Annotated in this window: 5 protein-coding genes; 4 read left to right on the plus strand and 1 reads right to left on the minus strand. The window is 74.3% G+C overall.

Annotation, left to right across the window (positions count from 1 at the left end):
* Nucleotides 1–57 precede the first annotated feature (57 nt).
* Nucleotides 58–1098 (minus strand): cyanuric acid amidohydrolase, encoded by a 1041-nt coding sequence (gene atzD, locus L2I40_RS17990; protein WP_237216572.1) that lies wholly within the window; start codon nt 1096–1098, stop codon nt 58–60.
* Between the two features lie 64 nt (nt 1099–1162).
* Between atzD and L2I40_RS17995 the strand changes: the two genes are divergently transcribed.
* From L2I40_RS17995 to L2I40_RS18010, 4 genes are all read left to right on the plus strand, one after another.
* The gene (locus tag L2I40_RS17995; protein ID WP_237216573.1) at nt 1163–2314 is read left to right on the plus strand and encodes an FAD-dependent oxidoreductase; all 1152 of its coding nucleotides are present in this window, start codon (nt 1163–1165) and stop codon (nt 2312–2314) included.
* Between the two features lie 126 nt (nt 2315–2440).
* Entirely contained in the window at nt 2441–2830 is a 390-nt protein-coding gene (locus L2I40_RS18000; protein ID WP_237216574.1) for a c-type cytochrome, read from the plus strand.
* Nucleotides 2831–2990: 160 nt separating this feature from the next.
* Nucleotides 2991–4715, plus strand: coding sequence for a ShlB/FhaC/HecB family hemolysin secretion/activation protein (locus L2I40_RS18005; RefSeq protein WP_237216575.1), 1725 nt, complete (start codon nt 2991–2993; stop codon nt 4713–4715).
* A gap of 15 nt (nt 4716–4730) precedes the next feature.
* Nucleotides 4731–5723 (plus strand): two-partner secretion domain-containing protein (locus tag L2I40_RS18010; protein WP_237216576.1); only part of this gene is annotated, 993 nt, incomplete at its 3' end.

Raw genomic sequence — 5723 nt, forward strand, 5'->3', positions numbered from 1 at the left:
GGCGGCCGGCTGGTCCTGGGTTGGCGGCTCCGGCGGGGAGAGGCGCCTGCCGCGCCCTCACCCCGCGCGCGCGAAGACGCAGACCAGCCCGCCGCCGGGCGGTCCCTGGTGTTCCGCACCGCCGCTGACGAAGACGCGCCCGTCGCCGGCCACCGCCGCGACGACCGCGCCGAGCGCGCCGCGCAGGTGCCGCTGAGGGTCGAGGTCGGTGTCGCCGAGCATGGTGTGGCGATGCCCCCGGATCGCACCGGTGCGGTCCGGCTCGCCCTTGGCGATCACGCCGAGCACCTCGCCGGGCGCCTTCGCGAAGGCCGCCTGCACGCCGGCCAGGTCCAGCAGGTCGATCATCGGCGCGACGCCGGCCACGATGCCCTCCGCCCAGCCCGGCGCCCGGCCGAACACCAGCACCTCGTTGCAGGTGACCTCGACGCCGGAGGAAATCGAGGCACGGTTGGAGTAGAGCGAGAAATCCGACAGCAGCGCCGCTTCGGTCGCCGCCCCCGCCGGAATGTCGCCGAGCGCGACACCCACGCCGAAGGCCGCCGCCGCGCGCGACAGCGCCATCAGCACCTTCGCGTCACCGCTGCGCGCGGCGGGGTCCGGTGCCTGCGCCGCCGGCGCCTTCACCTGCACCAGCGCGACATCCTCGGGCCGCGCGATGCCGGCCTGCGCCATCGCCATGCGCACCGCATCCGCCACTGCCGTGATCTGCGGCACGCGCCCAATCTCGCGGGCCGGCGTCGGCGGGGAGAAGGCAGTGCCGATCGCCAGCCCGCGCCGCCCCGGCGCCGCTTCGGCGCTCGCGCTGAACACCAGGTAGTGCGGGGACAGCGCGCCCTCCGTCCCGCCTGACAGCACGCAGGGGATGCGCGTGGCGAGCGCGCCCGCCGCCTCGCCGGTCCGCGCGGCGAGCAGCGCCATGAGCGTCTGGGTGAAGTAGCCGCGGGTGAAGTCGTTCAGCCCGCCATTCCCCTCGGTCTTGCCGATCACCGCGCGGATGTCGCGCGCCTGGACCCCGCCGGCTGCGATCAGCGCCTCGAGCGCCGAGAGGTCGCCCGGATGGGCCATGGACAGGCGGTGGATGGCGAGGCGCGGCATGGCCCCGATATAGCCGGCGTGGCGCGGCGCTTGCAGGCCCCGCTGACAGGGGGACCGGCACGACATGCGCATCGGGATCATCGGCACCGGGGTTGCGGGCAGCCTGCTGGCGGAGGCGCTGGCGGATGCGCCGGGGCTCGACCTGCTCGCCTTCGAGCGCGTCGCGCCGGGCGAGCATGCCGAGGCCGGCACCGGGCTGAATGTCGGGCCCAACGCGATGAAGGCGCTGCGCCTGCACCTGCCCGCGCGCCACGCTGCGCTGCGCGCGGCCTCCCTTCCGTGGCGGCGCTGGTTCGTCGATCTCGCCGACGGCACGCGGCTGATGGATCTCGACCTCCTCGACGTCGCGGAGGATCACGGCATGCGCATCCGCTGGTCGGAACTCTACCGGCATCTGCGGGCGCCGGTCGCGGACCGCACGCGCCACGGGCATGTGCTGGAGGCGATCGAGGAAGACGCGGCCGGCCGCCTCGTGCCCGTCTTCCGCACGGCGGAGGGGCTGGCTCGCCCCGGCGGCTTCGACCTGCTGGTCGGCGCCGATGGCCGTTATTCCCGGCTGCGCGCGCTGACCTGCGGCGAGCCCGAGAGCATCCCGCTCGGCGTCTGCATCTGGCGCCTGCTGGTCACCGAGGCCGCCGATTGCCCCTATGACGACTACGGGCAGTGGTTCAACGGCAACCACCGCCTGCTCTCCTTCCGCGTGCCCGGCGGCGCCGTCTACATCGCCGGGACCTTCCCGCTGCCGCGCGACGGCCAGATTCCGGAGGAGATGAAGACCGAAGCCGCCCAGCGCGCGCTGTTCACGCCGGCCGGCGCCCCGCCCTGCCCCGCCGTCGCCTGGATGCTGGGGAAGGTCGCGACGCATCTGCCCGACATCCACTGGGCGCGTTCCGCCACCGCGCCGCTGCTGCGCCACGACCCCTCCGGCCGCGCCCTGTTCCTGGGCGATGCCGCGCAGGCCATGGTGCCCACCCTCGGCCAGGGCGCGACCCAGGCCGTGGAATGCGGCCTGGTCGCCGCGTCGGTGATCCGCACCGGCGGCGGCGCGCGCGAGGTCGCGGCGGCGCGCGACCCGCGCGTCGCCTTCGTGCGGGACTTCTCGCTCGAAGCCTCCGACACGCTGGTCCCGGGCACCGACGTCGTCGCCGGGACGCGCGCCAAGATCGCGCCCGACTTTCTCGCGAAGCTCCGCCGCACCTACACGGACGTGACCTGACCGCCGTCCGGATGGCGCTGCTGCCCGCATGCGCCCGATGATGACGAAGCCGTCACGCGGCGCTCCGCCTCCGTCCATGCGAGGCGGAGCAATGTCCGCGCGCCCACACGACACGAAGAGGATTCCATGCGGCACGCCTTCGCCCTCGCGGTCACGCTCGCCACGCTCGCCGCCGCGCCCGCCCGCGCGCAGGACGCCGGCGACCCGGCGGCCGGGCAGCGCGTCTTCAACCAGTGCCGCGCCTGCCACGTGGTCGAGAACAACGGCCGCAACGGCGTCGGGCCGAATCTGCACGGCGTCGTCGGACGCCGCGCCGCCTCGATCGAGGGCTTCCGCTACTCGCAGAACATGCGCAGCCTCGGCGAGCAGAACCACACCTGGACCGAGCAGAACCTGCGCGCCTATCTCCGCAACCCCAAGGACGTCGCGCCGCAGGGCACCATGGCCTTCCCGGGCCTGCGCAACGACCAGCAACTCAACGACGTCATCGCCTATCTGAAGACCCAGGCCGGCTGAGGCGCGGCACGCCGGCAGGGCCGCCGACGCGCAACACCCTGGCGCGGCAAGCACCGCGTTGCGCTTGGTTGTTGTGCACGGCAGGCCGGAGGCGCTAGCCTCTGCCAGGGAGCGCGCCACCGCGGCGATGGCCGGGCGCGGCGCCGGAGGGGGATTGCGCGTGCGGTGGTGGATCAAGGCGTCGGCCCTGCCGGCGCTTCTCCTGTGGGCGTCGGCCGCCGGTGCGCAATCACCGGCCGCGATCGTCACGCCGCCCTCCGGCACGCCGATCCCGCTCACGCCACCCGTCGCACCCGGCGTCGGCCCGGCCGCGCGCCCCGCCCCGGCAACACCCTCCGACGATCCGGCACTCGCCGGCACGCTCGCCATCTCCTCCCTCGAGATCGAGGGCACAACGGCCTTCCCGCGCGCGAGGCTCGAGGCCGCCGCCGGCACGCTGACCGGCCCGTCCGTGCAACTCCGCAGCATCGAGGCGGCGCGCGCCGCCATCCTCAACCTCTACCGCGAGGCCGGCTACGTCTTCACGACGGTGGATGCCGTGGTCGAGCGCGGCGGCCGGCTGCGTCTTGTCGTGGGCGAGGCGTCGATCACGGAGGTCCGCCTCGACGGCGACATCGGCCCGGCCGGCACGCAGGTGCTCCGGTTGCTCAACAACATCGTCGGCCAGCGCCCGCTCGACGCCGCGACGCTCGAGCGCTGGCTGCTGCTGGCGGAGGACGTGCCCGGCGTCAGCCTGCGCGCCATCCTGCGTCCCGCCGGCACCGGCCCCGGTGCGCTCAGCCTGGTCGCGCAGGTCTCGCGCGATGCCGTCACCGGCTACGTCACCGGCGACAACCGCGGGGCACGGATCACCGGCCGCGAACAGGGTCTCGCGGCGGTGCAGTTCAACTCCTTCACCGAATTCGGCGAGCGGACGGAGCTCTCGCTCTACGCCACGACGGGCAACGGCCAGCTCTTCGGCCAGGCTTCGACCGAGCTCTTCGTCGGACGCTCCGGCGCGCGGGTGCGGCTCTATGCCGGCACGGGCTATTCCCGGCCCGGCGCCCCGCTCAGCACCATCGGCTACGAGGGCCTCACGACCCTCGCCGGCGTCTCGGCCAGCTACCCGGTGATCCGCCGCCGGCAGCAGAGCCTGTTCCTGGTCGGCGCGCTCGACGTCGTGGAGAACGAGATCCGGCTGGAAGGCGGGGTCCTCGGCGATCGCCGGCTCAGCGAGGACAGCCTGCGCGTGCTGCGCCTCGGCGCCGACTGGGCGCGCTTCGACCAGTGGCTCGGCGAGGACCGGCCGGCGGTGAACACGCTGAGCGCCCGGCTGAGCCAGGGCCTCGACGCCTTCGGCGCGACACCGTCGCGCAGCCCCGACCTCAGCCGCGCGAACGCGGTGACGGACTTCACCAAGCTCACCTTCGACGCCACCCGCACGCAGACGCTCTTCACGCCCTGGACCGGCGCCACCGTCTCGCTGCAGGCGACGCTGGCGGGCCAGTGGACGAACGACGTGCTGCCGCAGGCGGAGAAGTTCTACCTCGGCGGCGCGCGCCTCGGCCGCGGCTACTTCGCGGGCGAGGTGACGGGCGACAAGGCGATCGCCGGTTCGCTCGAGCTGCAGCTCGGCCTGCAATGGGAAACGACGCTGCTCGGTCGCTCCGTGCGCGTGGACCCGCTGTTCTACGGCTTCTACGACGCCGGCCAGGCCTGGCAGAACCAGTCGATCGACCGCGATGCGAGCCTCTCCTCCTTCGGCCTCGGCACGCGCTTCAACCTGACGCCCAACGCCGAATTCCAGCTCGAGGGCGTCCGCCGGCTGGAGCGCCGCCCGGGCGGCGCGCAGACCGAGGCGCTGGACCGCGACGCGCTGTTCTGGCGCGTGCTGTTCCGCCTCTAGGCCCCGGAGGATCGCATGGCCTCGCATCCCCGCCTCCGCGCCGCGCTGCTGGCCGGCAGCGCGCTCGTCGCACCGGGCGCCATGGCGCAGACCATCGCCCCCGATGCGCGGCCGCAGCTCGACCGCGTCATCGCCGGCGGCATCACGATCCGCCAGGACGCCGCGCAGACCCAGGTCACGCAGACCCAGGCGCGCGGCATCGTGGACTGGCGCCGCTTCGACATAGGCCGCGACCATACGGTCCAGTTCCAGCAGCCCGACCGCGGCTCCATCACGCTGAACCGCGTGACGACGCCCGATCCCTCCGTCATCGCCGGCCGCGTGCAAGCGAACGGCCAGGTCGCGATCGTCAACCAGTCCGGCATCGTGGTGAGCCAGGGCGCGCGGATCGAGGCGGCGGGGCTGGTCGCCTCCACCGCCGACATCTCGAACCAGAACTTCCTCGCCGGCCGCATGGCCTTCGACCGCCCCGGCCGGCCGGATGCGCGCATCGAGAACGACGGCAACATCACGGTGCGCGAGGCGGGGCTCGCCGCGCTCGTCGCGCCGCAGGTCGTCAACCGCGGCACGATCAGCGCCCGCCTCGGCCGCGTCGCGCTGGCGGGCGCCGAGACGCATGTGGTGGACCTGCATGGCGACGGGCTGCTCTCCATCGAGATCACCGGCCCGGTGCGCCAGGCGCCGTCCGGCGGCGGCGCGCTGGTCACCAATACCGGCGTGATCGAGGCCGAAGGCGGACGCATCCAGCTCACCGCCCGCGCCGCCGACGGCATCGTGCAGGACCTGGTGCGCGCCGGCGGACGCGTCGCGGCCGACACAGACGCGGCGACGGGCCGGCGCGGCGACGTGGTGATCGCGGGCACCGGCGGTGCCATCCGCATCGAGGGCGAGGTCCGCGCCACCGGCATCGCGGCGGGCACGCGCGGCGGCACGGTGGAGGTGATCGGCGACCGCGTGCTGGTGGATCGCGGCGCGCGCGTCGATGCGTCGGGTACCGCGGGCGGCGGC

This window comes from Falsiroseomonas oryziterrae (assembly GCF_021864505.1).
In the GTDB taxonomy this organism is placed as follows: Bacteria; Pseudomonadota; Alphaproteobacteria; order Acetobacterales; family Acetobacteraceae; genus Falsiroseomonas; species Falsiroseomonas oryziterrae.